Annotated in this window: 4 protein-coding genes; all 4 read right to left on the bottom strand. The window is 55.9% G+C overall.

Annotation, left to right across the window (positions count from 1 at the left end):
• The coding region (locus ABF463_RS14265; RefSeq protein WP_415534671.1) for a hypothetical protein at positions 1 to 197 on the bottom strand (197 nt) is incomplete at its 3' end.
• 274 nt (positions 198 to 471) lie between these two features.
• Positions 472 to 1572: a hypothetical protein gene (locus ABF463_RS14270; RefSeq protein ID WP_415534673.1), complete on the bottom strand. Its 1101-nt coding sequence runs from the start codon at positions 1570 to 1572 to the stop codon at positions 472 to 474.
• On the bottom strand, positions 1569 to 2537 hold the full coding sequence (locus tag ABF463_RS14275) for an acyl-CoA dehydratase activase-related protein (RefSeq protein WP_415534675.1): 969 nt from the start codon (positions 2535 to 2537) through the stop codon (positions 1569 to 1571). The genes ABF463_RS14270 and ABF463_RS14275 overlap by 4 nt, the downstream gene beginning before the upstream one ends.
• Positions 2522 to 3321, bottom strand: an 800-nt coding sequence (locus tag ABF463_RS14280; RefSeq protein ID WP_415534677.1) for an acyl-CoA dehydratase activase, incomplete at its 5' end; no start/stop codon positions are given. The genes ABF463_RS14280 and ABF463_RS14275, both read right to left, overlap by 16 nt.

Below are 3321 nucleotides of genomic sequence, written 5' to 3' on the forward strand. Positions count from 1 at the left end.
TCCTGTTCCAGCGCCTTCTGATAGTCGTAATAATTCCATTTATATTGTATGTTTCCGCCATAGGGATCTTCCGTACCGGATGAATCTGTGCCCCCCTGGTCCGAATGGACAGCGTCCCCGTCGTGCTGCCCGGAAGACGAGTCCTTTTGTTTGTTCTCTTCGTCTTCGTTTTTATGATGAAAGAAATCACCAAACATTATGCAAAACCTCCCTGGTTTAATTTATCATAGATACCCTTTTGTGATTGTTTTCATTCTATCACGGATGTTGTAAAAAATTGTGAACCGTTTATAAACAGCTTAAAAAGATTCTGCATCACGGCAGCAGAGCCCTCCCGTCCTTGCGGAGGGCGGATTATTTTCTCAAGTAAATCACATCTTACATCGAAGTGAGAAAAAAGGCAAGAGCCGCCTGTTTCCAGACGGCTTAATTGACAAAACAACGCGCAGCAAACCCGCGTGTCCATGCGCCTCACCCGACGTGAAGCACAGGTTGCGTGCGCCGTGTCGCCAGCATATCTGTAAACGCTTCCAGACGGGTAATGAACCCAGCCTCACCGGTCTGCTCATCCACCACCAGCGTCATCACCGGTATGCCCGCGCGCTTCTGCACATGTGGCATGGCAGCCTCCGCCACGATTTCCGGCATACAGGTAAGCGGATAGATCTGAACGACGCCGTCCATGCCATTCTCGCGCGCCAATGCGGCATTGCCGATTGTTTCGATACCCAGCCCGCCAAAATCATCGGTGCGGGCATACGCCCGTGCGGCCAGCTTGGGTTTGTTATATGACAGAAACGGAAATACGTTGCCCAAAAAATGATCACGCACCCAACAGCTCAACCCCAGCGTGTTGTAGACATCCACACCCATCTGCCCCAGTTTGCGCTCAATCTCTAAATTGACAAACGGTTCGCAGGCAGTGAAAATCTCTCCCACCAGCATCACCCGCAGCGGTTTTGCTTCCGGATCAATCAAAACAGCGTGCAGCGCGCGGTGTGCCTCACGCAGTTCCGCAAGGATGCGTCCCGCGTCCCGCGCATGAAGCACTGCTTTTTCAAACCGACGCATCACCGCGTCGGTATCCCCCTGATGCAATTCCCGGCAGCGCGTCCTGCGGGACAAAGCGTACAGCCGATCCACCGAAAAGATCGTATGACCGCCCTCCACCAGTGCACGCGTAATGCAGGACACACTTTTCCCCCGCACCAACGGTCCAAACGTCTCCGCCAGTTGGTGCAAGTCCAGCTGGTTAAAGTCCATGAACAGAAAGTCGAATGTATACCCCATTTCCTCCAGCGTTTCCTTGATCAAATCGCCAAAATAGGACAGGCGGCAGCGTCCATGCCCTCCTCCAAACACAATAGCGTCCGCACCCTTGTCCAGCCCCTCGATAAAATTCCCAAGGATCGTCTTGAATGGCAGACAGATGGATTCCGGTGCCACTGTCAGCGCCTTTTCCAGTGCCGCTCGATTGCGCGGTTCAGGCATCACATAATCCACATCCAGCCGGTCAAACACCACTTTGGCGGCGATGTAGATATTGCCCATGTGCGGAAACGTGATTTTCATGATTCCTCCCCCATCATATCCAAAAAGGCTTCTATACGGGTGTCAAAACCAGCTTCGCCTGTCTGCTCGTCCACCGTCAGTTTCATGAATGGCATCCGCCGTTCGCCGTTCCGCAGGTGCTGCTCCACATGCGAGGCGGCCAGTGCGTCGATGCCGCAGCCAAACGGCGTCAAGTAAATCATACCGCACACATCCTGCCGGCGTGCAAACGCATGGGCGGCTCCCAGCACGTCCAATCCAATGGTGTAAAAAGCCTTGCCATCATAAGGATGCACATCGGCACGCCGCACTTGATATGGCAGGTCGCGCGGCATAATCGTGCCAAAACCATGTTTGCGCAGCTTGCCCGCCAGTCCCATGGAGATATACGGGTCTTCGAGCACATAGGGATGTCCAAGCAGGGCGATGGTCCGATCAGAGGATGCCGTCGGCCGTTCCGCTTCCTTCTGCTCACGTTTTGCCTGTGCGAGTGCCGCGCGCACAATTTCCTCTGCCAGCCCCAGCCGCTCCGCGACTGGACCGAGGACGACTGCCTCTTGTTCCTCGGAGAACCGGTCGGGGTCAATCGCCGCTTCCAGAACCTCTACTGACTGTCCAAGGCAAAATCGCGCCACATCCGGCAGCGCACAGGCTTTGGGGCAGCTCATCTCGCCCACCATACTGCTCAGGTAGCGGGGCAGAAAAATCACATCCACTTTGTCCGCCAAAGCCAGTACATGCCCTGTGAGTACTTTGATCGGCAAACAGAACTCCGTCGCCGTCGCCCGCACGCCCGCGTTTAAAATCGACTGGTCGGTGGGTGAGGAGAGCACCACCTCGCAGTCCAGCAACGCAAACATCCGCGCCCAAATTGCCCCATGTTCATAAAAACCCACCGTGCGCGGAATACCAACCCGCAACGGGTGATTCGCCCAAACCTCCGGCTTATTGGCGGGCAAAATCGTTTCCGTCACCCGCGCGCGCATACGGCTTCACTCTTTGCTGACCATTTCCCGCACCGGTCACCAAAACGGGCAGTCACCGCCCCGCCCCGCCGCACTTCGGTCACCTCGCAATGATTGGCACAATCCGGGCAAAGCATGCCGGATGTTTCGCACGAAAAGCCGGCGCGTCCAAACCCCGCAAAATGGCTCGGTACGCCTTTTTTAGCAGACCTTCGCGCAAGCAGTGCCGCGCCCAGCGCACCCATCACACCGTGATGCTCGGGGATGACCACCTTGCATCCCAGTTCATGCTCAAACGCCGTGACCATTCCGACATTGGCCGCCACACCGCCTTGAAACAACACCGGTTCAAGGATTTCCTTGCCTTTCGCAAGATTGGCCAGAAAGTTGCGTGCAAGCGCTTCGCACAGTCCGGCCACGATATCTTCCACGCAGTGCCCCGCCTGCTGCTTGTGTATCATATCTGACTCAGCAAACACCGCACAGCGCCCCGCAATGCGGGTGGGTGATTTGGCACGCAGCGCATATCCGCCAAACTCTCCAATAGGAATTTGAAGCCGCTCCGCCTGCCGGTCGAGAAAAGAGCCGGTTCCCGCTGCGCAAACGGTATTCATAGCAAAATCGACCACTACGCCGTCGCGTATCAAAATGATCTTTGAGTCCTGTCCACCGATCTCCAGTACCGTATGCACATCGGGTGATACGGCTTTTGCAGCTGTGGCATGCGCCGTAATCTCGTTTTTGACAACGTCAGCACCCGCCACGATGCCCGCCAGCTGTCGGGCGCTGCCTGTCGCGCCCACAC

This window comes from Ethanoligenens sp. (assembly GCF_047718355.1).
Taxonomy (GTDB): Bacteria; Bacillota; Clostridia; order Oscillospirales; family Ethanoligenentaceae; genus Ethanoligenens.

Excerpts from the sequence above, each read along its gene's own strand:
- ABF463_RS14270 (WP_415534673.1), bottom strand. The coding sequence starts at position 1,572 with ATGAAAATCACGTTTCCGCACATGGGCAATATCTACATCGCCGCCAAA.
- ABF463_RS14275 (WP_415534675.1), bottom strand. The coding sequence starts at position 2,537 with ATGCGCGCGCGGGTGACGGAAACGATTTTGCCCGCCAATAAGCCGGAG.